The sequence below is a fragment of the Streptomyces sp. NPDC048659 genome (assembly GCF_040650575.1).
Lineage (GTDB): Bacteria > Actinomycetota > Actinomycetes > Streptomycetales > Streptomycetaceae > Streptomyces.
The window spans coordinates 149,699-175,610 of sequence record NZ_JBEZHM010000001.1; the positions used below are offsets into that span (position 1 = coordinate 149,699).

The following is a 25,912-nucleotide window of genomic DNA, read 5'->3' on the forward strand; positions in this document are numbered from 1 at the left end:
GTCACGCCGCCAGGGCCAGGACGGCCACCGCCGGGGCCATGTAGACGAGCGGGAAGGCCACGTGCCCGTACGCCTTGGCGCGGAGGACCGTGATCACCGCGCCCAGGAAGTAGAGGACCAGGCCGATCGCGGCGGCGATCCCTATCCAGGGGATCGCGTAGCCGACGAGCAGGCCCACCGCGCCGGCGGCCTTGGCGGCGCCCAGCCAGTTCCACCAGGCGCGGGGGACGCCGTACTCGGCGAGCGGCTCGACGGTGAACTTCGCCCTGAGGAAGATCGAGGCGCCCGAGAACCCGGCCATGAAGGCGGCGACGGCGGTGACGACGATGGCGGTGGTGGACATCGGGTGCTCCTCGGAGGGGCTGAGGCGGGCGCTTCTCGCTCGCTCTGTCCCTCTGACACCGCCGCCGACGTAGGTGTGACGAGCGCGCCGAACTTTTTTCGACCCGCTGGGCACTCTTCGGTGGGGGAGCGATACAAACTCGCGGATCGCGGGCCGAATTGGGGCGGGACGAGGCTCGTGTGACGAGGGAGGCGGTCGGCTCGGCTCGGCGTCACGAAACGTCGTCGAGGCGGCCGGAACGTCGTCCATGCCGTCTCGGGCCGGTCGGCTTCCACAGCCCCTCGCGGACCAGGCGACGCTGGCGGGCGGCCTCCGCCTTCGCCGTCACGTAGTACGTCAGGCCGAGGAAGGCCCCGAAGGTCAGGCCGACTTGGACGTCCACGCCCTGCGTCCCCGGGGCCGCGGCGACCAGCGCCAGGAACGCCAGCCCGATCCCCGCCGCCGGGACCAAGGGGTGCCGGGCGACGAAACGCTGGACGCTCGTGGGCGGCCGATTGCCGCCCAGGAACCGGTCGAGGGCCCAGAAACCCCGGACCAGGGATCGGCTTGTCTTCGACATGGCCCGAGCCTAGTCAGCGACCCTCGTTCCCCCATGCCTCCCCCCACCGCCGGAGAGCGACCAGCGGGGCGGGAAGCCCGGCCACCCACCGTCCGGCACCCGCCGAGCCCGCCCCGCCGCCCCATTCCACTCCCGCGCATCGGAACGTGCCGGGCGGACGCCCGCCTGACCCGGCCACGAACCCAGCCCCACCCCACCGGCCCGCGCGCCGCCCGCCCACGCCCGCCGATGCCCGGCCCCCCGCGTGGCCGCGCCCCCGGCCGCCCTCCGAGTGGAACAGGGCCCCCGGAGGTGCCGGGTCAAGGGTGGCCGGAGGCCATCGCGCAGCGACGCGACCGGAGGGAGCGCCCTTGAGGCGGCGCCGGAGGGGGCCCACACTCGGAAAGAGGGCGGCCGCACCAGGGGCCCGCCTGGGCGGTCACTCCTGGGGCCTGTCCTTACCGGGCCCGGGCCTCGGCCCGTCCCTCCTCGGACCGTCGCCCCTGGGGCCCGTCCTTCCTCGGCCCGTCACCCCTGGAGCCCGTCCCTCCCCGGCCTCGGCCCGTACGTGTTGAGGAAGACAACCGGCCCCGCGCCCTCGAAGCGGCCCGACTCCTCCAGGGACAGCAGCGCCGCCAGCGCCTTCGCCGTGTAGACCGGCTCCAGTTCCAGCCCCGTGCCCGAACTAGCGGGGCCCGTGGTGCCCGTACCCGCCCCCGCCCCCGCCCAGCGCAGCGCCCGCGCTCCCGGCTCGGTCGGGTGGCCGTAGCCCGCGCCCAGCCACCCGTACTCCGTCACGATGTCCCGTGGCCCGAGCCGTACCGCCGGCAGCGCCGCCCCGCGCCCCCGCAGCAGGCGCTCCGCCCGCCCCGCCAGCGCCGTGAGCCGGGGCGCGTCCAGCCGCAGCGTGTCGTTCACGACGACCGCCAGCACCCGGGTGCGCAGCCCGGCCAGCCGCAGTCCCAGGGCGAGTCCGGCGGCCGTGCCGCCCGAGCCGACCGCCGTCACGATCCAGCCGGGTTCGGGCAGCGTCCCGTCCGCCACCTGCCCGGCCAGCTCCAGCGCGCACTCGACGTACCCGAGCGTCCCCAGCGGCGACGAGCCGCCCGCCGGAAGCACGTACGGCGGGCGGCGGCCCCGGGTGTGCCGGGCCAGCAGCCACGGCAGCGCGAGCAGCAGGCGGTTCTTGGTGCCCGGGAAGTGCAGGGTGGCGCCGGAGGCGCGGAGCCGGTCGAGCTGGGCCTCCACGTGCGCGTCGCGGGGCTGGTCGACGAGCGCCAGGGCCACGTCGACGCCCTGCTCGCGGGCGTAGAGCGCGGCGGCCAGGCCCCAGTTGGTGCCCAGGCCGCCGACGCTGAGGAGGGTGCGCGGGCCGCTGCCCCGCCGAGCCTCCGGCAGCAGCCATTCCAGTTTGCGGACCTTGTTGCCGCCCCAGCCGCCGTTCCCGTAACCGCTCTCGTCCTTCACCCAGAGCGGGACGCGCGGCCCGGGGCCGGTGCCGGGGCCGGTCAGCCGGCGTACGGGGGTCGGGCCGGTGCCCAGCGGCAGGTACGGCAGGGTGCCGGCGAGCGCGGGCCAGTGCCGGTGGAGCAGGGGGCTGCGATCCATGCGGGTCACCGTAGGGGCGCGCGCGGCCCTACGGGAGGGGGCGGGAACGGATCCGGAGGAGCGGACCGAAAACGAACCCAGAGCAGCCCCCGGAGCGGATAAAGAGGGCACATAAAGAAGGCGGTCGCGGCGGAAGTCCCCTCAGGGCTCCCGTCGCGACCGCCCTCTTCCGGGTCGGGTCGTGCGCGCGGTCCGGTCAGCCCAGGGCCAGCCAGGCGACGCCCGCCAGGACGGCGATCGCCACGATGACGCCGACGATCACGCCGACGCGCGGGCCGGAGGAGTGGGTGGTCGCGGACTGGTACTGCTGCTGCTGTCCGCCCTGCTGGGGGGTGGTGGTGCCCTCGTCGACGAAGGCGCGGAACATCTGGGTGCTGCCGGCGGGGTCGTAGGAGCCCTCGGGGCCCTGGCCGCCCTGGCCGTACGGTGCTTGGGGGTTGTGTGCCATGGCTCGGACCCTAGCGAAAGGGGGCTTCCCGGCCCAAGCCCCGCCCTCCTCCAAGGCCGCTCCCGGGCTTCTCCGGGACCGCTCCCGGACCGATCCCGGACCGACCCCACGCCGCTCCGGGGGCCGACCCGAGACCGCCCCCGGACCGACCCCACACCGCCCCCGGACCACTCCCACCCCAGGAACCCCACCCCAGCCCCGCCCCAGCCCCCGCTTTGCCGATTCTTTAGCGCGCTTTGACCGATTTAGTTTGCCTGGAGCAACCATCGATCTCTATGGTTGCCCTAAGCAACAAGATGTCAGGGGAGCTCGATGGAGACGACGCTCAGCCGGTACGAGGAGCTCGCCAGGGCGGTGAGCGCCATCGGTGCCGTCAAGCGCGGCGTGGCCCGGGTACTGCCCGCCCACTGCCAGGGCGGCGCGGCAGCCGTGCTCGCCCTCGTCAAGCACCACGGCGACATGCGGATGAGCCGGCTGGCCGAACTCATGGCCGTCGACATGTCCGTGTGCAGCCGGCACGTGGCACACACCGTGGAACACGGCTGGATCGAGCGCCTGCCCGACCCGGACGACAAGCGCTCCAGGATCCTGCACCTCACCCCCGAGGGCTACGCGATGCTCGGCGAGCTCGACCGCCGGGTCGCCGACGCCTTCGCCCGACACCTCGCCGACTGGTCCGACGACGACGTCGTACTGCTCACCACGATGCTCGGCCGGCTGCGCGACTCCTTCGGGGACTGCCGGGCCCAGCACGCCTGACCGGCACCCGCACCACCCGCACCACCCGCCGCCCCACCGGCACCGCCGCACACCGACTTCTCGCGTACGGGCGCCACCCGCCGCACCGCCGTGCGCGCGGCGCGGCCCCGCGCACCCCGCGTGACCCGCGCACCCCTCGTACACCCACGTACTCGAAAAGGAACCTCATGGCTACCACCGCACCTGCCACGGGTGTACGGGAAGGCCGGACCGACACCTCCGGTGCCCCGATGACGCACCGGCAGATCATGGAGGCGCTCTCCGGGCTGCTGCTCGGCATGTTCGTCGCCATCCTGTCCTCGACGATCGTCTCGAACGCCCTCCCCCAGATCATCACCGACCTCGGCGGCGGCCAGTCCGCCTACACCTGGGTCGTCACCGCCGCGCTCCTGTCGATGACGGCGACCACCCCGCTCTGGGGCAAGCTGGCCGACCTCTTCTCCAAGAAGCTGCTGGTCCAGATAGCCCTGATCATCTACGTCACGGGCTCGGTCGTCGCCGGACTCTCGCAGAACACCGGGATGCTGATCGCCTGCCGCGTGGTCCAGGGCATCGGCGTCGGCGGTCTGACCGCCCTCTCCCAGATCATCCTCGCCGCCATGATCGCCCCGCGTGAGCGCGGCCGGTACAGCGGCTACCTCGGCGCGACCTTCGCCGTCGCCACCGTCGGCGGCCCGCTGCTCGGCGGCGTCATCACCGACACCGACTGGCTCGGCTGGCGCTGGTGCTTCTACGTCGGCGTGCCCTTCGCGCTCATCGCGCTGCTCGTGCTGCAGAAGACCCTGAAGCTCCCCGTGGTCAAGCGCGAGGTCAAGGTCGACTGGGCGGGCGCCTTCTTCATCAGCGCCGCCGTCTCGCTGCTGCTGATCTGGGTCACCTTCGCGGGCGACAAGTACGACTGGATGTCCTGGCAGTCCGCCGCCATGGTCGGCGGCTCGGTCCTGCTCGGCGCGGTGTTCCTGTTCGTCGAGTCCCGCGCATCCGAGCCGATCATCCCGCTGCGCCTCTTCCGCAACCGCACGATCACGCTCGCTTCGCTGGCCTCGCTCTTCGTCGGTGTCGCGATGTTCGCCGGCACGGTCTTCTTCAGCCAGTACTTCCAGCTGGCCCGCAACGAGTCGCCGACGATGTCCGGCGTCCTCACCATCCCGATGATCGGCGGCCTGTTCGTCTCGTCGACCGTCTCCGGCATGGTCATCACCAAGACCGGCCGTTGGAAGGCGTGGCTGGTCAGCGGCGGCGCCCTCGCGGCCGGCGGCCTCGGTCTGCTCGGCACCATCCGGTACGACACGGAGTACTGGCACATCGCGATCTTCATGGCGGTCCTCGGCCTCGGCCTCGGCATGATGATGCAGAACCTGGTCCTCTGCACGCAGAACCAGGTCGCCCCCTCCGACCTCGGCGCCGCCTCCTCCGTCGTCACCTTCTTCCGCTCCCTGGGCGGTGCGATCGGTGTCTCGGCGCTCGGCGCGGTCATGGCCCACCGGGTCACCGACTACGTCAAGGACGGTCTCGCCGAGCTCGGCCCGAAGGCCGCGGCGGCCATGGGCCAGGGCGGCGGCGGCATCCCCGACATGGACAAGCTGCCCGCCCCGATCCGTACGGTCATGGAGAGCGCGTACGGCCACGGCGTCGGCGACGTCTTCCTCTACTCGGCGCCCTTCGCCTTCCTGGCGTTCATCGTGACGCTGTTCATCAAGGAGGTCGCGCTGAAGAGCAACACCGTGAAGGCGGAGACCGCCACGGCGGACAGCACGACCGACAGCACCACGGCGACCGCCACGGCGGACGCCAAGTAAAAAGCTCCCGGGCGCGCTTCGAGCGGAGGCGCGACCGGGTCCGGTACGGAGCGGCGGGCAGGGGACGGCCCGCCGCTCCGTCATATCCGGCTACGGCGCACCGGCGGCCTGGTCCTAGCCCTAAGTCCTAGCCCTCGCCGTCACCCCAGTCCTAGCCATCGCCCTCGGCCTCGCCCCGGGCGACCATCACCTCGATGCCCGCGATCAGCACGTCCAGCGCGTAGTCGAAGTCCCGGTCCCACAGCGACTCCGGCGAGCGGCTGACCCGCTCCTCGATGGTGGGCCGCATGAGCTCCAGGTCTTCGGCGAACCTCGGGTCCGCCACGAAGGCGTCCACCGCCTCCTGGTAGTACTCCTGCTGCGACATGCCGGTCTCGACGGCCCGCCGCTCGAAGTGGCCCTCGACCGTGCCGAATCCGTACACGAACTGGAAGACCGCCGAGGTCGCCCCCGGCTGGCCCTGCGCGGGCAGCCCGGTCGAGCGGATCACCTGGTAGATGCCCTTGGCGACGGCCACGGCCTGCGGGCCGACGTTGAGGTACGTGCCCGAGATGGACGAGACCCACGGGTGGGCCACCAGCATCCGGCGGTAGTCGTGCGCCATCAGCCGCAGCCGGTCCTGCCAGCTCGTGGCCTCCTCGACGGCGTCCAGGTCGATGCCCCCGTGGGCGGCGTCGAGCGCGAACTCGATGATGTCGTCCTTGGTGTCCACGTACCAGTACAGGGACATCGCGGTGACGTTGAGCTCGGTCGCCAGCCTGCGCATCGACAGCTTGGCGAGGCCCTCCTCGTCGAGCATCCGGATCGCGGTGGTCACGATCCGCTCCCGGTCGAGCCCCGCCGGGCCGCCGCCGCTGCGGGCGGCCCGGTTCTCCAGCCAGACGCTGGAACGCGCCGGGTTCTTGGCCCTGTCAGCCGCCTTGACCATCGCGTCCTCCGTCCGATCAGCCTTCCGCGCCCATGCTATGCAGCGACTTCCAGCTTCTCGGACCCCTGCTCGCCCCGCCGGCCCCGCTCCGCCCGTTCGGCCCGCCGGAGCAGGGCCGCGGCGACCAGGCCGCCGGCGAAGACGGCGATCGCGCCGACGAGCTGGCTGGTCTGGAGCCCGGAGGCGAAGGCGGCGGAGATCTGCCGCCGCTCGGCCTCGCCGCCCGCCGCGGCCAGGGCGGCGGGGAGCGAGGTCGCGGTGACGGCGACCAGCGCGGCGAAGCGGGCGTTGAGCACGGCGCCGAGGACGGCGACACCCAGCCCGTTGCCGAACTCGGCGAGCGTGCCGTTGATCCCGGCGCCCACACCCGCCTTCTCCGGCGGGATCGCGCTCATCAGCGCGTTGGCCATCGCCGGGGAGGAGCCGGCGATGCCGGCGCCCATCAGGACCAGGCCGAGGAGCATCCCCCAGTAGCTGCCGTCGGTGCCGCCGCCGAGCAGGGAGATCGAGGTGAGGCCGGCGGCGACCAGGGTCATGCCGAGGGTGACGGTGAGCGGGGTGCCCAGCTTCATGACGATCTTCGGGCCTATGCCGGTCAGGTTGAGGCCGACGATCGTCAGGGCGAGCGGCGCCATCCGCAGGCCCGCTTCGAGGGGCTCGTAGCCGAGGACGAACTGCAGGTGCTGGGTGAGCAGGAAGAGCGAGCCGCCCATGCCGAAGACGACCAGGATCGAGCCGCCGACGGCGCCGACGAACTTCTGGTTGCGGAAGAAGTGCATGTCCAGCATCGGATACGGGGTGTGCAGCTCCCACAGCGCGAACGCGCCGAGGCCGAGCAGGCCGACGGCCGCCGGGACCAGCACCTGGCCGGAGGTCCAGCCGTGCTCGGGGCCGCTGATGATCGCGTACACGACGGCGGTCATGCCGATGGTGGAGAGCAGCGCGCCGAGCAGGTCGGGGCGGTCGCCCTGCGGGTTCTTCGACTCGGGGACCAGCTTGAGGACGGCGACGAGGGCGAGGACGGCGACCGGGATGTTGATCAGGAAGATCATTCCCCACCAGAAGTGGTTCAGGATCACCCCGCCGATCAGCGGCCCGCCGGCGAAGCCGAGCGAGGCGACGGTCGACCAGAGCGCGATGGCCTTGACCCGCTCCGAGTCGTCGAAGATCTGCATGACGACGGCGAGCGTCGTGGTCATCAGGAGCGCGCCGCCGACGCCCATGCCCGCGCGGGCGGCGATCAGCTGCGCGGTGGAGTCGGCGAGGCCCGCCGCGAGCGAGCCGAGGCCGAAGAGCACGAGGCCGGCCGCGAGCAGCTTCTTGCGGCCGTAGCGGTCGGCGGCGTTGCCCGCGGAGAGCAGCAGGCCGGACTGGACCAGCGAATAGGCGTTGATCATCCACTGGATGTCGCTCGTGGTGGCGTGCAGTTCGGAGGTCAGCGAGGGGATGGCGACGCTGAGGACGGTGTTGTCGAGCAGCACGGTGAGCTGGGCGAGGCAGATGACGCCGAGGATCAGCCAGCGCTGTGGGTGGCCGCCCCCGGTGGCCCCGGTGGCCCCGGTGGTGGCCTTGGCGTTCGGCGCCGTCATGGCAGCACTCCTATACGGTGTACAAGACTAGGTCTCGTACACCGTATAGGAACCCTCTTACGCTGTATAGGGATTATTTCTTCGGGGCCGTCAGGTCGTAGAAGGTCGCGCCGTCCACGGTCGTCTTCTCGAAGGTGGACTCGACCCACGAGGTGATCCCACCGCTGCCGCCGCCGCCCGGCCCGCCGCCCATGCCGCCGCCGGAGGAGATGAAGTAGTGGATCCTCCCCTCGGCCACGTACCGCTTGAACTGCGCGAGCGTCGGCGACGGGTCGCTGCCGTTGAAGCCGCCGATCGCCATCACCGGCTTCTCCGTGGCGAGCTGGTAGCTGGCCGCGTTCTGCGCGCCGACGGCGGCGGCGACCCAGGTGTACGCGTCGGCGTCGGCGAGCAGCGCCTTCTTGGCCCCGGCGCCGACGTTCGCCCCGTTGAGGAGCCCGCCGGCGCCGCCGGGACGGACGTTCTCACCCGGGACGCCGGGCGCCTGGCCGCCGCCGGGAGCCTGACCGCCGCCACCCGGAGCCTGACCGCCACCGCCGCCCCCCGGACCCCCGCCCGGGAACTGCCCGCCCCCCGGACCCCCACCCGGGAACCGCCCCATGCCCTGACCGCCCGGGAACTGCCCGCCCGGCCCCTCCCCGCCGCCGCCGAACAGCATCCGCCCGCCGCCGCCCCGGCCGCCGCGCATCCCGCCCGGCCCGGCCATGCCCGCCGGACCCGCCGTCACGATCGAGCCCTGGTGCCCCTCCGCCAGCGTCGCCATCGTGTACGCGAACGGCCCCGCGAGCCCGGCCGCCAGGCCCAGCCCCGCCGCCGCCAGGCCGATCCGGCGGTCCACCCGCGTCAGCCGCACCGCCACCAGCAGCCCGAGCGCCGCCGCGCAGCCCGCGACCAGCACCGCCCAGCGCAGCCACGGCAGCCAGTCCGGGGTGCGCCCCAGCAGCACCCACGCCCACACCGCCGACACCGCGACCGAGGCGGCGAGCCCCGCCGAGGCGAGGAACCGGGTCCGCTCCTCCCACAGCACCGCCGCGCCCATGCCGACCACGGCGGCGAGATACGGGGCCATCGCCACCGTGTAGTACTCGTGGAAGATGCCCGCCATGAAGCTGAAGACGCCCATCGTCATCAGCAGCGAACCGCCCCACACCAGGAACGCCGCCCGCGCCGTGTCCGTGCGCGGCGCCCGCCAGGTCACCACGAGCCCGGCGACCAGCAGCAGCAGCGCCGCCGGCAGCAGCCACGAGATCTGGCCGCCGACCTGGTCGTTGAACATGCGCCCGAGGCCCGTCTCGCCCCAGCCGCCGCCACCGCCGCCGCGCCCGCCCATCCGTCCGGGCAGCTCCAGACTGGCCGGGAGCTCCATGCCGCCCATGCCGCCCGCCCCACCGCGCGCGCCGCCGCCGACGCTGCCGACCTCGTCGCCGTTGAGCCGGCCCAGGCCGTTGTAGCCGAAGGTCAGCTCCAGGAAGCTGTTGTTCTGCGAGCCGCCCACGTACGGGCGCGAGGACGCCGGCCACAGCTCGACCAGGGCCACCCACCAGCCCGCCGACACCAGCATCGCCAGCCCGCCGAGGCCCAGCCGCCCGAACCGGCGCCCGATCCCGCCCGGCGCGCACACCACGTACACCAGCGCCAGCACCGGCAGGATCAGGAACGCCTGAAGGGTCTTGGCGAGGAACGCGAAGCCCAGCGCCACCCCCGCCCACACCAGCCAGCGCGCCGCGCCCTTGTCGAGCTCCAGCGCGCGCAGCACGCAGTACACGGCGACGGTCATCAGGAGCGCGAGCAGCGCGTCCGGGTTGTTGAAGCGGAACATCAGCGCGGCGACCGGGGTCAGCGCGAGGACCGCGCCCGCGAGCAGCCCCGCGCCCGCCGTGAAGCGCCGCCGGACAGCCGCGTACAGCACGCCGACCGTGGCCACGCCCATCAGCACCTCGGGCAGCAGGATCTGCCAGGAGCCGAGGCCGAAGAGGCGCACGGACAGGGCCATCGGCCACAGCGCGGCCGGGGGCTTGTCGACGGTGATCGCGTTGGCCGCGTCGAGCGAGCCGAAGAAGAACGCCTTCCAGCTCTCGCCGCCCGCCTGCACGGCCGCCGAGTAGAAGGAGTTGGCGTAGCCGCTCGACGTCAGGTTCCACAGGTAGAGGGCCGTGGTGACGAGCAGCAGGCCGAGGAACGCGGGCCGCACCCAGGGGGCGTCCTCGGGACGGCCGCGCCACAGGCGCCGGGTGAGCGGACGCGGATTCGGGAAGTTCATCAAGAGGTCCTTGAGGTCCTGGGGGCCTGGGTGCGCTCCGGGAAGACCCAGAGCCGGAAGAGGAGGAAGCGCACGACGGTCGCGGCGAGGTTGGCGACGATCAGCACGGCGAGTTCGGTCGAGTGCGCCGGGTCGCCCGTCGCCGCGCCGAGCGCGGCCAGCGAGCCGCTGGTCAGGGCGAGGCCGATGGCGAAGACGACGAGCCCCTGCGCCTGGTGGCGGGCGGCCCGGTCCCGGCCCCGTACGCCGAAGGTGAGCCGCCGGTTGGCGGCCGTGTTGGCGACGGCGGAGACGAGCAGGGCGCCGGCGTTGGCGAGCTGCGGGCCGACACCCAGCCGGAAGAGCGAGTAGAGCGCCAGGTAGAAGAGCGTGGACAGCGCCCCGACCACGCAGAAGCCGACGAGCTGGCGGGCCAGACCGCCCGGCACGCCGGACAGTTCGCGGTCGCGCGGGTCGTCGCCGAAGGGCCGGGCCAGCCGGTCCAGCGGCAGCGAGCCGGTCGCGAGCGCCCGCCCCACCCGCCACACGCCCCGCAGGTCCTCGGCGGCGGTCCGCACGAGGTGGACGGTCGAGTCGGGGTCGTCGACCCAGTCGACCGGCACCTCGTGGATCCGCAGCCCGGCCCGCTCGGCCAGCACCAGCATCTCCGTGTCGAAGAACCAGCCGGTGTCCTCCACCATCGGCAGCAGCCGCTCGGCGACCTCGCGCCGGATCGCCTTGAAGCCGCACTGGGCGTCGGAGAAGCGGGCGGCGAGCGAGCCGCGCAGGATCAGGTTGTACGCGCGGGAGACGAACTCCCGCTTCGGCCCGCGCACCACCCGCGAGGAGCGGGCGAGCCGCGAGCCGATCGCCAGGTCGGAGTGGCCGGAGATGAGCGGGGCGACCAGCGGCAGCAGCGCGTTCAGGTCGGTGGACAGGTCCACGTCCATGTACGCGAGGACCGGCGCCTCGGACGCCGACCAGACGGTCCGCAGCGCGCGCCCGCGCCCCTTCTCCTCCAGCCGTACGGAACGGACGCCGGGCAGCCGCTCGGCCAGCGAACGCGCCACGTCCGGGGTGGAGTCGGTGGAGGCGTTGTCGGCGACGGTGATGCGGAAGTCGTACGGGAAGGTGCGGGAGAGGTGCTCGTGGAGCCGCAGGACGCAGGGCTCCAGGTCCTTCTCCTCGTCGAACACGGGGATCACCACGTCGAGGACGGGCCGGCCGGCCGCGCCGACGGGGAGGTGCTCCCGGGCGGGAAGGGTTTCGGCGGTCGGTGACATCTGCATGTCCCCGACCCTCGCCAGGGCCGCTGTCACGACGGTGTGCCGAAGCTGTGGCGGGGCTGTGAGTCGGGGAGCGTCCCCCCGGCTCGTGGCCCGGGGGAGCATCCCCCCGGCTCGTGGCCCGCCTCCCCCTCAGAGCTGCTTCGGCAGCCGCACCGCGAACACCGTCCGCCCCGGGGCGCTTTCGACGCCCACCGTGCCGCCGTGGGCGAGGACGACCGCCCGGACGATGGCGAGGCCGAGCCCGGTGCTGCCCGCGTGCCGGGAGCGGGAGGCGTCGCCGCGCGCGAAGCGCTCGAAGACGGACGGCACCAGCTCCGGCGCGATGCCCGGCCCGTCGTCCTCGACCTCGACGTCGACGTGCGCGGGGCCCACCCGCAGCCGCGCCGTGACGGTGGTGCCGGGCGGGGTGTGCGTACGGGCGTTGCCGAGGAGGTTGACCAGCACCTGCTGGAGCCGGGCGCCGTCGGCGGGGATCTTCACCGGCGCGTCCCCGTCGGGGAGTTCGAGCCGCCAGTGGTGTCCGGGCCCGGCCGCGCGGGCGTCGGAGACGGCGTCCACGACGAGCAGCGCGAGATCGGTGCTCTCGTACGAGAGCGGGCGTCCGGCGTCCAGCCGCGCGAGCAGCAGCAGGTCCTCCACCAGGCCCGTCATCCGGGTCGCCTCGGACTCGATGCGCCCGAGCGCGTGCCGGGTGTCGGGCCCGCACTCCTCGCGCCCGCGCCGGGTCAGCTCCGCGTAGCCCCGGATCGAGGCCAGCGGGGTGCGCAGCTCGTGGCTGGCGTCGGCGACGAACTGCCGGACCCGCGTCTCGCTGCGCTGGCGCGCGTCGAGCGCCGAGTGCACGTGGTCGAGCATCCGGTTGATCGCCGCGCCGACCTGCCCGACCTCGGTCCGCGGGTCGGCCTGCGCCTCCGGCACCCGGTGGTCCAGGGCCACCTCGCCGCTGTGCAGCGGCAGCCGGGAGACCTGGGCCGCGGTCGCGGCGACCCGGCGCAGGGGCCGCAGGGCGACCCGGACGAGCACGGTCCCGGCGAGCGAGGCGGCGACGAGCCCGGCGCCGGCCACGCTCAGCTCGACGACGATCAGCGTGGACAGGGCGTCCTGGACCTCGGCGAGCGGGATGCCGACGACGTAGTCGCCGTTCTTCCCGGAGGCGTACCGCGCCCGGTAGTCGCCGAGCCCGCCGGGCAGGGAGACCGTGTGCGGGGCGCCGTCGCGGGGGACGGCGGCGAGCGCGGCGGACTGCTCCGCGGTCAGCGCCGCCAGGTCGTACCGCTGCCCGTACACCCCCTCCTCGGGCGGTACGGACACGTCGCCGGTGGTCAGTTCGCCGTTCACCACCCGTGCGCCGACCGTCCCGAGGGGCGCGCCGGGACCGATGATGAACGGCGCCTGGAAGCCGCCGCCCGGTGTCGGCCCGGGATCGGTGTGGGAGGGCCCGGCGGCTCGTTTGGCGACCTCCGACAGGCGGGTGTCGGCCTGGTCGAAGAGGTAGGACCGGAAGGCGATCGTCGTCACCGAGCCGATGACCGCGCAGACGACGGCGATCAGCGCGACGGCGGACAGCACCAGCCGGGTCCGCAGCGACCAGGGCGCCCGGGAGCCCCGTGACCCCCGGGACCCCCGGCGCGGGCGGCGGATGCGCACGGCGGACTACTCCCCGGGCTTGATCAGATAGCCGGCCCCCCGCCGGGTGTGGATCATCGGGCTGCGCCCCGCGTCCAGCTTGCGCCGCAGGTAGGAGATGTAGAGCTCGACGACGTTGGCCTGCCCGCCGAAGTCGTACGACCACACGCGGTCCAGGATCTGCGCCTTGCTGAGCACCCGGCGCGGGTTGCGCATGAGGTAGCGCAGCAGCTCGAACTCGGTCGCGGTGAGGTGGACGGACTCGCCGCCCCGGGTGACCTCGTGGCTGTCCTCGTCGAGGGTGAGGTCGCCGACGGTGAGCAGCGACTCGGCGCGCGCCTGCGCGGCCCCGGAGCGCCGGATCAGGCCGCGCAGGCGGGCGACGACCTCCTCCAGGCTGAACGGCTTGGTGACGTAGTCGTCGCCGCCCGCGGTGAGCCCGGCGATCCGGTCCTCGACCGCGTCCTTCGCGGTGAGGAAGAGCACCGGCACCTCGGGCAGCTCGCGGCGCAGCCGCCCGAGGACGGAGAGCCCGTCCATGTCGGGCAGCATCATGTCGAGCACGACGACGTCGGGCCGGAAGTCCCGCGCGATCCGCAGCGCGCCGGCCCCGTCACCGGCGCTGTGCACCTGCCAGCCCTCGTAGCGCAGGGCCATCGAGAGCAGCTCGGCGAGCGATGCCTCGTCGTCGACGACGAGGACGCGGACGGCGGTGCCGTCGGCCCGGAGGAGGTCGGTTCGCGAGCGAGGAGTGGTCGCAGTCATGGGGACACGCTGTCCGCCGCTGCTGAAACCGTCCTTTCGCTTCCCTGTGAATCTCCTGAGAATGCCCGGCGACGGCGTCCGGGGACCTACGGGGGCCTCCGAGGGCAGCGCCCGGCGACGAGCCCTGGGACCTACGGGGCGAGGCCCCCCGGCAGCCCGAAGAGCCGGGCGCCGTTGCCGTGGCAGACGGCCCGCAGCCAGTCGTCGCCGAGCCCGAGCCGTTCGAGGGCGTGGAGCTGGTGGACGTACGGGTAGGGGATGTTCGGGAAGTCGGTACCGAGCAGGATCCGGTCGCCGAGGCCGGCGAGCCGCTTGAGCTCGCCCGGGGGGAAGGGCGCGAGGCGCTCGCTGAAGTCGGTGAAGGCCATGGTGGTGTCGAGGTGGACGCCCTCGTACCGCTCGGCGAGGCCGAGGAAGTCGGCGTACTCGGGCATCCCCATGTGGGCGACGACGAGCCGCAGCCGCGGGTACCGGGCGAGCAGCCGCCCGATCGGACCGGGCCCGGTGAACGCGCCGGGCGCGGGCCCGGAGCCGCAGTGGACGACGACGGGCGTCCCGGCGTCCTCGACGATTCCCCACACTTCGTCGAGCAGCGGGTCGTTCGGGTCGTATCCGCCCACCTGGACGTGCGCCTTGAGGACCCGGGCCCCGCCCTCCAGGGCGGCCCGTACGTAGCCGGGGGCGCCGGGCTCGGGGAAGAGGGTGGCGGTGTGCAGGCAGTCGGGGGTGCGGCGGGCGAAGTCGGCGGCCCAGTCGTTGAGCCAGGAGGCCATGCCGGGCTTGTGCGGGTAGAGCATCGAGGTGAAGGCGAGCACCCCGAAGCCGCGCAGCAGCGCGATCCGGCGGTCCTCCTCCTCGCGGTAGGTGATGGGCCAGGCGACGCCGGTGAGGGGCCCGGCGGAGTCGAAGTAGGCCCACACCTTGTCGAGGACGTTGCGGGGCATGAAGTGGGTGTGGACGTCGACGAGCCCCGGCAGCCCGAGCCGCCCGGCCCACCCCCGCACCTCCCGAGCCTCGCCCGCGTCAGCCGCATCCCCCATCTCAGCCGCGCTCGCGGTCAAAGCCGTACGCCCTCTCCACCTTGCCGATGTGCACGCGGTAGCTGTCGTACCACTCCTCGCGCCCGCGCCGCTTGGCCTCCAGGTGCTCCGGATGGTGCTGCCAGGCGGCGAGCCCGTCCAGGTCGCGGAAGTAGGCGACGGTGATGCCGATGCCGCCGGGGGTGCGGGCGGACTCGTAGCCGAGGAAGCCGGGCATGTCCTGGACCAGGGCGTGCAGGGCGGTGGCGGTCTCGGGATAGCCCTCGGGGGAGTCGGGGCGGATCGCGGTGAAGACAGCGGTGTAGTAGGGCGGTTCGAGGCCGCCCACGAGTTCCTGGGTCATGTGATCACCCTGGTCCGGGGGTGTCGCGGCTGTCCACGGCCGGACCCCAAAGGGATCCAAGACTTTACGGTCGCCCCGCCGGCCCCGCTCAGAACAGCTGCTCCTGCCCGTCGCCGAACACGAGCGGCACCGAGACGCGCGCGCCGGCCGGGGCGCTCTCGATCCCCCGGCCGGTCAGCAGCCGGGTGTCGAGGGCGAGGTGCCGCCCGTCCGCGTCGAGGAGGTGCAGATCGGGCCCGGCGGCGGCGAGCAGCCGCCCGGCGACGACCCCGCCGGGGACGAGTTCGGCGACGCCCGCGTCGAGCGGCGGCAGCCCGTCGAGCCGGAAGACGTCCGCGTGGTCGTGGACCTCGGGGGCGAGCGGCTCCAGCGTGTCGGCCCAGGCGCCGACGCCGACGGCCCGCCCGTGCAGCTCCTCGACCGCGCGCGCCCGCTCGGGGGCGGGCGGCAGGGCGGTCCGGACGGCCCGCTTGCGCGCGTACGGGATGCGGTCGGGCACGGCGAGCGCGTGCCGCAGCACCTCCTCGGTCCGGCGCGCGGCCATCAGCGGCCCCCGCCCGAGCCAGCTGAAGGCGACCGCGCCCTGTTCGAGCAGCCGCGCGTCCCCGCGCTCCTCGCGGGTGATGCCGACCTTGACCATGCCGGGCCCGAACCAGGCGAGGTAGACGCGGTACGTGCGGGGGTCGTCGAGCAGGGTGTCGGCGGCGACGGAGTGCGCCCGGTCGAGCCGCGCGCACTCGGCGCACCGCCCGCCGGTGCTCCGCCCGCCGACCGGGGCACCGACCGGACACGCGTTGCCCCGGGCCCCGGAACACCGGCGCTCCCCCACGGCCCGGAACCCGATGGCCCGCCCGTACCCGAGCGCGCTGACCCGCCCCCCGTCCCACCGCAGCCCGGGCACCCCGCCCCGCCAGGTGACCCCGGCACTCCGCCACACCATGCCCCCAGTCTGCCGGGCCCCACTGACAGCGCGGGAACCCCACGTACTCAAGGCATCAGATAAAGCAACCCCCCATCACCCCCATCACCACCGTCACCCCCGCTCCCCCCACCCCCTCCCGCGTGCCGCATGCACCCCCGCTCGACGAGCATCCGCACGCAGTCGCGGACCCGGTCGGAGGGGAGCCCGGTGAGCCGGGCGAGCTCCTCCAGCCGGTAGCGGACCCCGCCGCGGACGAGCTCGGGGGCGAGGCAGGCGGCGACGGCGTGGAGGTCGTCGCCGAGGACGACGTTCCGCTCGCGCCAGGAGGCGAGGAGGTCCTGCGGGGTGAGGGCGGGGCCGGCCCGCTGGACGGGCACGGCGAGCACGTCGCCGGCCTCGGCGAGCCGGGTGAGGTGCCGGTCGTCGAGCTCCTCGGCCTCCAGCCGGACGACCTCGTCGCGCACGGCCGACGGCACGACGTACGCATCGGGCACGGGAGAGGGTTCGAGCCCGTAACCGCCGTGCCGCTGCACTGCACAGACGACCTCGGCGATCCAGGCGGTGAAGGGGGCGGCCCGGCCCCCGGTGGAGGCGGCGACGAGCTGGACGAGCCCTTCGAGGCTGACCATCCGTTCGCCGAGGGTGGCCTGCATGGCCTTGCCGACGTGGTTGCGGAGGGCCTTGCGCACATCCCCGTGCCCGAGCGCCCCGGCCACGTCCCCGGCGGGGAACCAGTGCGTCCCGTCCGCCAGGGTGAGCCGGCGCAGCCGGACCCCGGTGGCGGCAAAAACGAAGTCGTCGATGTCAATGGCGTTGACGTGGGCGTTCATCGGACATCACCTCCACCTGCAAGCTAGGCCGAGGGCATATTCAACTGACATGGAAATCAGCCCGGTTCACCCAAAGGTGTGGGAATCACCGGATTCCTCCCCCACCGGACCCCGCCCGCCCCCACCCCGCACAACGCAACGCAAGAGGCCCGGACTCTCGTCCGGGCCTCTTGTCTCTGTGCACTCGGCAGGATTCGAACCTGCAACCTTCTGATCCGTAGTCAGATGCTCTATCCGTTAAGCTACGAGTGCTTGTTTTGTTTTCCGTCTTCGCTCCCTGGCCTTTCGGGCCTCGTTCGCGGCGACAGGAAGAACATTACATGACTGCCGCCGTCATGTGAAATCCATATGCCTCACCCCTTGTGACCTGCGAAAACGTCCGAGCCCTCGGGGGTGGCGGGCGAGGGGGACGTGGGGGCGCAGGGGGGTTCGCGGGGGTGAAAGAGACCGGGGTCACATGCGGGCCGGCGGGGTGGGAATGCGAGAAGCCCCGGCCTGTGGGGCCGGGGCTTCTCTGGGGCGGAGGCGGAGGGATTTGAACCCTCGATGGGCTTTAAGACCCAAACCGCATTAGCAGTGCGGCGCCATAGACCGGACTAGGCGACGCCTCCTCGCATCTCCCGCGCGTACGCGAGTGGTGCGTGCAGATGATGACACAGACGAGCACCGCGCCACCAATCGCTTGTCACCGTACTAGGCCCCGGGGGCCCAGGGCAAAGCGCTCGCGCCCTCGTGCCCCCCGCCCGGCGCATCCCGGTTGCGCAACGGAGCGGAGTGCCGAGCGTTAGAGGAGGGGACCCGCTCCGCCTTCCGCCCCGTCCTGGAGACCGCATGCTGCGCCGCCTCGCCCTCATGACCCTCGCCCCGCTCGCCTTCGCCGGCACCGCCTCGGCCACCGGGATCGGGCCGCTCCCCCCGCTGCCGCTCCTCTCCTCGCCCGACGTCCTCACCGTCGTCGTCGAGAAGTCCGGCCACGCCGAGGCCGACGGGACCTTCCGGCTGGAGTGCGGCGGCACCCCCGGCGGGAGCCACCCCGCCGCCGAGAACGCCTGCAAGCGGCTCGAACAGTTCGCCGTCGCCGGCAGCGACCCCTTCGCGCCCGTCCCCGCCGGCCAGTCCTGCACCCAGCAGTACGGCGGCCCCGCCACCGCCCACGTCACCGGCGACTGGCAGGGCCGCAGGATCGACGCCCGCTTCTCCCGCGCCAACGGGTGCGAGATCTCCCGCTGGGAGAACCTCCGGCCCGTCCTCCCCCGGGTCTGAACAGCCCTGGGAGCGCCCCCGGGACGTCCGTCGCGACGTCCGCCGGGGGCCGTCCCGGGGACCGGAGGAGCCGCCTCCCTTAGACTCCCTCCGTGACAGGCCGCGACCCGAGGGGCAAGATGGGCCCGGCCGACAGGCGATAGGCACAGGCAACAGGCACGTGCAGTGGGTCAGGGAGGAACCGTCGTCGTGAGCAGCAGGCCATCCCGAGGCGCTGCTCGCCTCGCAGCCATACTCGACGCCCTCCCGGACGGCCTCGTGCTCGTCAACTGCAACGGCACGGTCGTCAACGCCAACACGATCGCGCTCGGCATGTTCGAGACCCCCGGCACCGCCCTCGTCGGGCGCGGGCTGCTCGACCTGCTCCCCGAGTTCGACTCGCGCCTCATCCCCGGCTCCATGCGCCTGCCCGAGGCCGCCGACGAGCGGGGCCGCACCAAGCCCACCCGGATGGTCGCCCGCCGCACCGACGGCGGCGAGTTCCCCGTCGAGGTCACCAGCGCCAGCCTGGAGGACGGCCGCGAGGCGTACGACTCGTACAGCGGCTACACCGGCGACGAGCTGCTCATGCTCGTCGTGCGCGACCTCACCGGGACCCTCGACACCGAGGCGGAGCTGGCCCGTTCGCAGCGCCAGACCGAGATGATCCTGCGGGCCGCGGCCGAGGGTGTCGTGGGCACCGACACCGACGGGCGGGTCGTCCTCGTCAACCCGGCCGCCGCGCAGATCCTCGGCTTCCGCGCCACCGACCTCGGCGGCAAGGAGCTGCACACCCTCGTGCTGCACTCCCGCCCCGACGGCGAACCCTTCCCGTACGCCGACTCGCCGCTCGCCGACACCCTCAAGTCCGGCCGCAAGCACCGCGTCCGGGGCCAGGTGCTGTGGGCGAAGAACGGCGACAAGGTGCCCGTCGACCTGACCACCGCGCCGGTACGGGACGGGGACCAGCTCGTCGGCGCCGTCATGACCTTCACCGACCGCAGGCCGTACGAGCAGCTCGTCGAGAAGTACGAGGGCGAGGCCGCCGACCGCGCCGAGCGGCACCTCGCCGAGCTGGAGCGGCAGCGCGAGCGGCACACCGCGCTCGCCGCCCGGCACGCGCAGCTCACCGCCGTCCTCGCCGACTCCCTGCGCGGGCCGCTGGAGGAGCTGCGCGCCGAGCTCGGCGCCCTCGCCGCCGACGACGCCGGGCAGTTGTGGCCCGAGGCCAACCAGGTGCTGCACCATCTGGCCGCCGGCTACACCCGGATGACCACCCTCGTCGACAACGTCCTCGGCTACCAGCGGCTCGACGAGGGCGCCGAGCCGCTCGCCAAGGAGCCCGTGCCGCTCGACGGGGTCGTCACCTCGGGCATCGACCACGCCGTCGAGCTGATCGGGCCGGGGCGCGCCCAGTTCGCCGTGCACGCGCCGCCGATCGAGGCGGAGGTCGACGCGGGACGGCTCGTCACCGCGCTCGCGCACCTGGTCGCCGACGTGGCCGGGGTCGACGCGACCGGCAAGAACAAGGCCGCGCAGACGAGCGGCTACGCCGACTCCACGATCGTCGTCGCCGCCGCCCAGCGCGGTGACGTCGTCCGTATCGAGGTCCGCGGCCCGTACGCGGGCGGCGACCCGGTCCACCAGCCGGTGGTGCGCGGGATCGTCGAGGCCCACGGCGGCGTCGTCCAGACCCACGAGGTGCCGGGGACGACCGGCGGCGCGTACGTCGTCGAGCTTCCCCTCGGGTCGGGGCGCGGTGCCATCGCCGCCGACGCCAACGCCAATGCCGACGCGGACTCCGACGCGGGCCCCGACGCCGACTCCGGGCGGCGAGGGCGTGAGCTGCCCGCCCTGCCCGCGCTTCCCGCGCCGGTCGCCGAGGAGGTCCCCGGACCCGACGGCACCCACGGCAGCGGGCGGCGGCGGGCCCGCCGGGCGTCCACCGACGCGTTCCTGGAGAGCCCGCTGGCGCCCGAGGACGGCCCCGCGCCCGAGCCGACCGGCCGCCGCCGCGGGCGTACGGGCGACACGCCCGCCGCCGGCACCCCCGCGGGCGCGCCGGGCGAGCTGATCCCCGCTCAGAACGCCGGGCCCGCCGAGTCCGGCGGCACCGGGCGGCGCCGCGGCCGGCCCGCCGAGGGCGCCGTCGTGACCGCCGCCGAGGGCGCGCAGGCCCGTCCCGCGCTCGGCGCGGCCGTGCCGCCGCAGGGCGTCCCGGCCGACGCCCCGGCGCCCCAGCAGCACAGCGCCCTGGCGCTGCCCGCCGTCGCCTCCGACGAGGAGGCCCGGCCGACCGGGCGCAGGCGGCGGGCGCTCGCCGCCGCGCAGGAGCGCGCCGCCGCGCAGGAGGCCGGGCCGCGCACGCCGTTCGCGCTGCCGCCCGCCCCCGCCGACACGGACCGCGCCGCCGACGGGCTCCTGGAGGCCGCGCCCGTACCCGCCCTGGAGCAGGCGCGGGAGCCGGAGCCCGGCGAGCGCCACGAGGCCGTACGGGCGCTGCCCGGCGACGAGCACACCCCGCCGCAGGCGCACCCGCTGCCCGGGCGGCGGCGCGGGCCGCAGGAGACCACCAGCGGGACCGGTACGGGCTCCGTGCCGCTGCCGCCGGAGATCCCGGCGGGCCGGGACTCGACGCACGGGCGCGCCTTCAGCGTCCGCACGCTCGGGCAGGGCGTGCCCTTCGCCCAGCCGCCGGTGCGGGAGGAGCAGGAGCGGGACGCGTCTCCGGCACCCGTCCCGGTGCCGTCCGGGATGCCCGTCCCCGCGTCCGGCCCCGCCCCCGCCCCCGCCCCCGTACCGTCCGTGGTCCCCGCGCAGGCGCAGGCGCCCGTCCCGGCGGGTGCCGCGGCCTCCGGGCGGCGGCGGAAGCTGGGGAACCCGGGCGAGGAGAGCCGTCCCGGCGCGGCCGAGCAGGCCGCCCGGCCGCACCCGCTGCCTCCGGGCGCGCCCGCCGTCCCGCCCGTACCGGCGCCGGTCCCGGCCGCGAAGCTCGCCCCGATCCCGGCGCCCGCCGCCGCTCCCGAGGGGCGCGCGTACGCCATAGGGGCGCCCGCCGAGGGTTCGGCCGAGGGGCCGGAGCCGCTGGACGGGCCCGGCGGCGCGGTCGAGGTGTCGAACCAGCCGCAGCCCCGGCCCGTCGACGACGAACTGCCCCCGGAGCCGCTGGACAACCCGCGCCGGCTGCTGGTCTGGCCCGCGCCCGACGTCTCCACCCAGCAGGCGCTGAGCGACCGGGGCTACCGGCCGGTGATCGTGCACTCCCGCGAGGAGGTGGACGCGCAGATCGCCGCCTTCCCGGCCGCGCTCTTCGTGGACCCGCTGACCGGGCCGATCACCCGGACGGCGCTCCAGTCGCTGCGCCAGGCGGCGGTCGCCGCCGAGGTGCCCGTCCTGCTGGCGGCGGGGCTGGGGCAGGCGACCCGGGAGGCGGCGTACGGCGCCGATCCGGCGGTCCTGCTCAAGGCGCTGGCGCCGCGGGACAGCGAGCAGCACCCGTCCCGCGTGCTCCTCATCGAGGAGCAGGACGACATCGCGCGGGCGCTGGCGGCGACGCTGGAGCGGCGCGGGATGCAGGTGGCGCGGGCGGCGACCGACACCGAGGCGGTCACGCTGGCGACCCAGATGCGCCCGAACCTGGTGGTGATGGACCTGATGCAGGTGCGTCGCCGCCGGGCCGGGATCATCGACTGGCTGCGGGCGAACGGGCAGTTGAACCGGACTCCGCTGGTCGTCTACACCTCGGCCGGTCTCGAAGGGGCCGAGCTGTCGACGCTCTCCTCGGGCGAGACGGTGCTGTTCCTCGCGGAGCGGTCGACCAGCGACGAGGTGCAGGCCCGGATCGTGGACCTGCTCGCGAAGATCGGCACCAACTAGGGCCTGTCTGACAATTCGCGTCGGATCAGGCCGGGTCGTCCGGTGCGTGCGATCGGCGTGCGGCCGGGGCGCCCTCGTAGCGGGGCTACTTGGGCGTTTCGGCCGTGCGGCGAGCGCGCGGGCCGGGCGGGCCGGACCCGACGGGAATTGTCAGACAGGCCCCAGGCGCGGTGCGCGCCCGGTCGGTGCCGACCGGGCGCGACCGGGGCGGTCAGAGCTGGGTGACGTCCAGCTCGCCGTCCGCGTACTGCTTGCGGATCACCTTCTTGTCGAACTTCCCGACGCTCGTCTTCGGGACGCCGGGCACGATCGCCCAGCGCTCGGGGAGCTGCCACTTCGCGATGCCGGCCTCGTCGGCGAGGAAGGCGCGCAGCTCCTCGTAGTCCGCGCTCTCGCCCTCCTTGAGGACGACGGTCGCCAGGGGCCGCTCGCCCCACTTCTCGTCCGGGACGGCGACGACGGCGGCCTCGGCGACGGCCGGGTGGGCCATCAGGGCGTTCTCCAGCTCGACGGAGGAGATCCACTCGCCGCCGGACTTGATGACGTCCTTGGCGCGGTCGGTGAGGGTGAGGAAGCCGTCGGCGCTGATGACGCCGACGTCGCCGGTCTTGAGCCAGCCGTCGGCGCTGAACTTGTCCTCGGGGCGCAGCTCCTCGCCCCCGGCGCCGCCGTAGTAGGAGCCCGCGATCCAGTTGCCGCGGACCTCCAGCTCGCCCGCGGAGGCGCCGTCCCAGGGCAGGACCTCGCCGGCGGGGCCGATCAGGCGGGCCTCGACGCCGGTGGGGAAGCGGCCCTGGGTGACGCGGTACGGCCACTCCTCCTCGGGGGTGAGGCCGGCCGGCGGGTGGGCCATGGTGCCGAGCGGGGAGGTCTCGGTCATGCCCCAGGCGTGGCAGAGCCGGACGCCGAGGCGGTCGTACGCCTCCATGAGGGCGGGCGGACAGGCGGAGCCGCCGATGGTGACCTGGGCCATCGAGGTCAGGTCGCGGGGGCGGGCGGTGACCTCGGCGAGCAGGCCCTGCCAGATGGTGGGGACGGCGGCGGCGTGGGTCGGCTTCTCGGACTCGATCATGTCGGCGAGCGGGGCCGGCTGGAGGAAACGATCCGGCATGAGCATGTTGATGCCGGTCATGAAGGTGGCGTGCGGCAGCCCCCAGGCCAGCACGTGGAACTGCGGCACCACGACCAGGGTGGTGTCCTTGTCGGTGAGGCCCATCGACTCGGCCATGTTGACCTGCATGGAGTGCAGGTAGATCGAGCGGTGGGAGTAGACGACGCCCTTGGGGTCGCCGGTGGTGCCGGAGGTGTAGCACATGGCCGCCGCCGCCCGCTCGTCCAGCTCGGGCCAGGCGTACGTGGTGGGGCGGCCGGCGATCAGCTCCTCGTACGCGTGCACGCGGGGCGCCGCGCCGTCGAGGAGGGAGAGGTCGCCGGGGCCGGCGACGACGACGTGCTCGACGGTCGGCAGGTGGGGCAGGAGCGGCGCGAGGAGCGGGAGGAGGGAGCCATTGACGAGGACCACGCGGTCGGCGGCGTGGTTGACGATCCAGGCCAGCTGCTCGGGGGGCAGGCGCAGGTTGAGGGTGTGGATGACGGCCCCCATGGCGGGGATCGCGAAGTACGCCTCGACGTGCTCGGCGTTGTTCCACATCAGGGTCGCCACGCGCTCGTCGCCGGTGACGCCGAGTTCGTCGCGCAGGGCGTTGGCCAGCTGCGCGGCCCGCGCGCCGGCCTCGGCGAAGGTCCGGCGCTGCGGCTCGGCCCCCGTCCACGTGGTGATGGTGGACTTCCCGTGAATGGTCATCCCGTGGTTCAGGATGCGGGTCACGGTCAGCGGTACGTCCTGCATGGTGCTGAGCACGGGCGTCCTCCCGAGGGCGCTACGCGGCAGTAAGGATGTGCCGATTCTGCGCACGTACCACGTGGTATGTCACTACCCGGGAGCCAGTCGGCCCGACGAATTCGCCAGCGATCACTGGCGTGACCGAGGGTGACCACCGCCGTCGGCGGCGATCGGCGGCGGACGTCAGCGTACGGGCGACAGCTCCGGGTCCTCGCGGAGCTTGCCGAGCGCCCGCGAGACCGCGCTCTTGACCGTGCCGACGGAGACCCCGAGCACCTCGGCGGTCTGCGCCTCGCTCAGGTCCTCGTAGTACCGCAGGACGACCATCGCCCGCTGCCGGTCGGGGAGCTTCATCACCGCGCGCCACATGGCGTCGTGCAGCACCTGCCGCTCGGCCGGGTCCGGTTCCGGCAGCCCGGCGGGCTCCGGCAGCTCGTCGCAGGCGAACTCGTCGACCTTGCGCTTGCGCCACTGGGACGTACGGGTGTTCAGCAGCGCGCGGCGGACGTAGCCGTCCAGGGCGCGGTGGTCCTCTATCCGCTCCCAGGCGACGTAGGTCTTGGCGAGCGCCGTCTGGAGCAGGTCCTCGGCGTCGCACGGATTGGCCGTCAGCGAGCGCGCGGTGCGCAGCAGGACGGGCCCGCGGGCCCGCACGTAGGAGGTGAACGACGGGTACGTCGCGGAGGTCGGGCGCGCCGCGAGCGACGGGTGGGTCGCGTACTGCGAGGCGCCGGCACAGACGGGGCCAGAAGGTGGCGGAGTCATGGCTCCACGCTATGAGCGCCCCACCGCCCCCGGGATCGGCCCCAGGTCCCGAACCGCACTCCCCCTCAGGTTGTAGGGGTAGGGCCCGCCGGACCTCCTTCAGGTGGAGCACCCGTACGACCGGCTCAGGGTCGGCCCGGGGACGCCCGGGGGCGGGGACCCGCGCCGTCAGGGGCCGTCAGGGGCCGTCAGGGGCGCACCCGGGCCACCGGGGCGTCCACCGCGCTCCGGTCGATCAGCAGCCGCCGGCCCCCGTACGACTCCGCGACGTTCCCCGCGTACTGGTGGATCCGGCCGCGCGGCTGCCACGCCGCCGGGGCCAGCACCGGCTCCGCGTCCAGCGAGGGCGCGCCCCGCCAGCGCGCGAACCACACCGCCGAGGGCAGGTCCCGCGTGCCCGCCCGCCGCTCCCGCTCCAGGTGCCGCACACCCGTCTCGGCGCTGCTGTAGAAGCCGGGCAGGTAGCCGAGCCGCCGCACCTCCCGGCTCCATCCCCGGACGAACCGCACGGTCGTGGCGGCGCAGCGGGCGTCGCCGAGCCGGTACGCCTCCATGTCCAGGTAGAGCGGGGTGGCCGGCTCGAAGCCGAGGGCCCGCGCCGCCCGGACCGCGTCGCGCGCCTCCTCGGTGCCCTGGGTCCAGGGGGTGCGGCCGATCGCGTAGCGGCGCTTGGCCTCCGCGAGCACGCAGGGCGCCTGCGAGCCGACGAACAGCGGGAGCAGCCGCCAGCCCAGCGCGTGCACGGAGGCCACCCAGCCGGCGCTGAGCTGCCGCTGCTCCGGGCAGCCGCGCCCGCGGCCCCCGAAGTAGACCCCGACGGCCCCGTAGGGGGAGTCGCGCCAGGCCCGCATGACGTCGACGGACGGGGCCTCACAGGTGTCGAAGGCGCGGCCGGTGAAGTAGCGGGGGGAGGGGGCGGCGGCGGGGGCGGCGGCCGGGGCTCCCGGGGCGGGGGCCGTCGCGTGGGCGGGGGCGGCGAGGAGGGCGGTGGCGAGGGCCGCGAGGACCGCGAGGACCGACACGACGCACGCGCCCCGGGGGCGGGGGCTACGGGTCCGGGGCGGGTGCCCGGGTGGAGGCACCGCCTCCGGGGCTGACGGGGCCTCCGGGGCCTTCGGGA

General features: G+C 74.2%; 21 protein-coding genes and 2 tRNA genes. 4 read left to right on the forward strand and 19 right to left on the reverse strand.

Going from position 1 to position 25,912, the window contains the following annotated elements; translation table 11 throughout:
• Position 1: 1 nt before the first annotated feature.
• From AB0C99_RS00755 to AB0C99_RS00770, 4 genes are all read right to left on the reverse strand, one after another.
• A complete protein-coding gene (locus AB0C99_RS00755) occupies positions 2–343 on the reverse strand; it encodes a DoxX family protein (protein WP_362467786.1) in 342 nt (113 codons plus the stop codon).
• Positions 344–554: 211 nt separating this feature from the next.
• Entirely contained in the window at positions 555–902 is a 348-nt protein-coding gene (locus tag AB0C99_RS00760; RefSeq protein WP_362467788.1) for a hypothetical protein, read from the reverse strand.
• Between the two features lie 507 nt (positions 903–1,409).
• Complete coding sequence (locus AB0C99_RS00765; RefSeq protein WP_362467790.1) at positions 1,410–2,489, reverse strand: pyridoxal-phosphate dependent enzyme; 1,080 nt, start codon at positions 2,487–2,489, stop codon at positions 1,410–1,412.
• Between the two features lie 196 nt (positions 2,490–2,685).
• Entirely contained in the window at positions 2,686–2,937 is a 252-nt protein-coding gene (locus AB0C99_RS00770; RefSeq protein ID WP_362467792.1) for a hypothetical protein, read from the reverse strand.
• A gap of 312 nt (positions 2,938–3,249) precedes the next feature.
• Between AB0C99_RS00770 and AB0C99_RS00775 the strand changes: the two genes are divergently transcribed.
• Both AB0C99_RS00775 and AB0C99_RS00780 read left to right on the forward strand, forming a co-directional pair.
• Positions 3,250–3,696 carry a MarR family transcriptional regulator gene (locus tag AB0C99_RS00775; RefSeq protein WP_362467794.1) on the forward strand — a complete coding sequence of 149 codons (447 nt, stop codon included), beginning with the start codon at positions 3,250–3,252 and terminating at the stop codon, positions 3,694–3,696.
• A gap of 167 nt (positions 3,697–3,863) precedes the next feature.
• Entirely contained in the window at positions 3,864–5,495 is a 1,632-nt protein-coding gene (locus AB0C99_RS00780; RefSeq protein ID WP_362467796.1) for an MDR family MFS transporter, read from the forward strand.
• Between the two features lie 151 nt (positions 5,496–5,646).
• Here the strand turns inward: AB0C99_RS00780 and AB0C99_RS00785 are convergent, their stop codons facing one another.
• From AB0C99_RS00785 to AB0C99_RS00840, 12 genes are all read right to left on the reverse strand, one after another.
• Complete coding sequence (locus AB0C99_RS00785) at positions 5,647–6,423, reverse strand: TetR/AcrR family transcriptional regulator C-terminal domain-containing protein (protein WP_362467798.1); 777 nt, start codon at positions 6,421–6,423, stop codon at positions 5,647–5,649.
• A 35-nt stretch (positions 6,424–6,458) separates the two neighbouring features.
• Positions 6,459–8,012: an MFS transporter gene (locus AB0C99_RS00790; protein ID WP_362467800.1), complete on the reverse strand. Its 1,554-nt coding sequence runs from the start codon at positions 8,010–8,012 to the stop codon at positions 6,459–6,461.
• A 73-nt stretch (positions 8,013–8,085) separates the two neighbouring features.
• Positions 8,086–10,272, reverse strand: coding sequence for a glycosyltransferase family 39 protein (locus AB0C99_RS00795; RefSeq protein ID WP_362467802.1), 2,187 nt, complete (start codon positions 10,270–10,272; stop codon positions 8,086–8,088).
• Positions 10,272–11,540 (reverse strand): bifunctional glycosyltransferase family 2/GtrA family protein, encoded by a 1,269-nt coding sequence (locus AB0C99_RS00800; RefSeq protein ID WP_362467804.1) that lies wholly within the window; start codon positions 11,538–11,540, stop codon positions 10,272–10,274. The genes AB0C99_RS00795 and AB0C99_RS00800 overlap by 1 nt, the downstream gene beginning before the upstream one ends.
• 129 nt (positions 11,541–11,669) lie before the next feature.
• Positions 11,670–13,187: a HAMP domain-containing sensor histidine kinase gene (locus AB0C99_RS00805; protein ID WP_362467806.1), complete on the reverse strand. Its 1,518-nt coding sequence runs from the start codon at positions 13,185–13,187 to the stop codon at positions 11,670–11,672.
• A gap of 6 nt (positions 13,188–13,193) precedes the next feature.
• A complete protein-coding gene (locus tag AB0C99_RS00810) occupies positions 13,194–13,931 on the reverse strand; it encodes a response regulator transcription factor (protein WP_362467808.1) in 738 nt (245 codons plus the stop codon).
• A gap of 131 nt (positions 13,932–14,062) precedes the next feature.
• On the reverse strand, positions 14,063–14,971 hold the full coding sequence (locus AB0C99_RS00815; RefSeq protein WP_362467810.1) for an amidohydrolase family protein: 909 nt from the start codon (positions 14,969–14,971) through the stop codon (positions 14,063–14,065).
• A 1-nt stretch (position 14,972) separates the two neighbouring features.
• Entirely contained in the window at positions 14,973–15,314 is a 342-nt protein-coding gene (locus AB0C99_RS00820; RefSeq protein ID WP_362467812.1) for an antibiotic biosynthesis monooxygenase, read from the reverse strand.
• Positions 15,315–15,402: 88 nt separating this feature from the next.
• On the reverse strand, positions 15,403–16,254 hold the full coding sequence (locus tag AB0C99_RS00825; protein WP_362467814.1) for a DUF2797 domain-containing protein: 852 nt from the start codon (positions 16,252–16,254) through the stop codon (positions 15,403–15,405).
• A gap of 47 nt (positions 16,255–16,301) precedes the next feature.
• Complete coding sequence (locus AB0C99_RS00830; RefSeq protein WP_362467816.1) at positions 16,302–17,066, reverse strand: BRO family protein; 765 nt, start codon at positions 17,064–17,066, stop codon at positions 16,302–16,304.
• Positions 17,067–17,245: 179 nt separating this feature from the next.
• Positions 17,246–17,318 (reverse strand) — tRNA-Arg (locus tag AB0C99_RS00835).
• Between the two features lie 268 nt (positions 17,319–17,586).
• Positions 17,587–17,677, reverse strand: a tRNA-Ser gene (locus AB0C99_RS00840).
• Between the two features lie 220 nt (positions 17,678–17,897).
• Between AB0C99_RS00840 and AB0C99_RS00845 the strand changes: the two genes are divergently transcribed.
• Positions 17,898–18,329 carry an SSI family serine proteinase inhibitor gene (locus AB0C99_RS00845; RefSeq protein WP_362467818.1) on the forward strand — a complete coding sequence of 144 codons (432 nt, stop codon included), beginning with the start codon at positions 17,898–17,900 and terminating at the stop codon, positions 18,327–18,329.
• Between the two features lie 189 nt (positions 18,330–18,518).
• Positions 18,519–22,184, forward strand: a complete 3,666-nt coding sequence (locus AB0C99_RS00850) for a PAS domain-containing protein (protein WP_362467820.1) — start codon at positions 18,519–18,521, stop codon at positions 22,182–22,184.
• A 211-nt stretch (positions 22,185–22,395) separates the two neighbouring features.
• Here AB0C99_RS00850 and AB0C99_RS00855 read toward each other — a convergent pair whose 3' ends face one another.
• The 3 genes from AB0C99_RS00855 to AB0C99_RS00865 form a co-directional block, all read right to left on the reverse strand.
• Positions 22,396–24,045 carry a long-chain fatty acid--CoA ligase gene (locus tag AB0C99_RS00855; protein WP_362467822.1) on the reverse strand — a complete coding sequence of 550 codons (1,650 nt, stop codon included), beginning with the start codon at positions 24,043–24,045 and terminating at the stop codon, positions 22,396–22,398.
• 165 nt (positions 24,046–24,210) lie between these two features.
• Entirely contained in the window at positions 24,211–24,792 is a 582-nt protein-coding gene (locus AB0C99_RS00860) for a SigE family RNA polymerase sigma factor (protein ID WP_362467824.1), read from the reverse strand.
• Positions 24,793–24,980: 188 nt separating this feature from the next.
• The gene (locus tag AB0C99_RS00865; RefSeq protein WP_362467825.1) at positions 24,981–25,814 is read right to left on the reverse strand and encodes a DUF1906 domain-containing protein; all 834 of its coding nucleotides are present in this window, start codon (positions 25,812–25,814) and stop codon (positions 24,981–24,983) included.
• Positions 25,815–25,912: the final 98 nt, after the last annotated feature.